Below are 640 nucleotides of genomic sequence, written 5' to 3'. Positions count from 1 at the left end.
CCTACGATATTCAAAACAGATTTAAACACGAATTTACCTTGTTTTATGAATCCATTTTTTGAACACCAGTTTCAAACCGCTTCCTTATCCATTTCCGGAATAATTCCTCGTTTCGTTAACATGTCATGGATAAACAACCTTCCTTTTTGCGTCCAACGCGTATTCATTCTTACGGATTTACTTCCATCCGAATGCTTGACATCAATCGTCTGCGATTTTGTGTAGCCTTTATTTTGATGTTTCACATACAGCAGCCATTGATTATTTACTTTGTACTGTATCTTTTCATCTTTTAGAATTTTGTTTAAACGTACAGCTGACAAACCATAATCAGCCGCAATTTGTGAAACGGTTACTGTATCTTTTGATTGAAGAATTTGATCGAGGTATGTCATCTTTGATTCATTTTCTGCAATCTGCTGGGTTAACATCAGATTCTTTTGTTCCGCCATATGTCTGGCTTGTTGTTCGTCTTTCAATTGTGACGCAAGGCTAATCAATAAATCAGGATCTTGCAGTAAAGCATTTATCGTAGGCGGTGTCATGTAAGCCCCATGTTTTCGAATGCTTGGGAGTACTTCTTCAAACACCCATGTTTCAAATTGTTCTGCTTGAGGAAGTTTGGATTTAACAATTAGAC

General features: G+C 36.9%; 1 protein-coding gene. It reads right to left on the bottom strand.

Features of this window, described 5'->3' with window-relative positions:
- Nucleotides 1-71: 71 nt before the first annotated feature.
- The coding region (locus ACQRBL_RS32500; protein WP_427736440.1) for a phage antirepressor KilAC domain-containing protein at nucleotides 72-640 on the bottom strand (569 nt) is incomplete at its 5' end.

Origin of the sequence: Bacillus sp. AF62 (assembly GCF_050312695.1) — a bacterium.
Taxonomy (GTDB): domain Bacteria; phylum Bacillota; class Bacilli; order Bacillales; family Bacillaceae_G; genus Bacillus_A; species Bacillus_A cereus.
The sequence above is the reverse complement of the archived record's forward strand: the minus strand, read 5'-3'. Positions and strand labels throughout refer to the sequence as shown.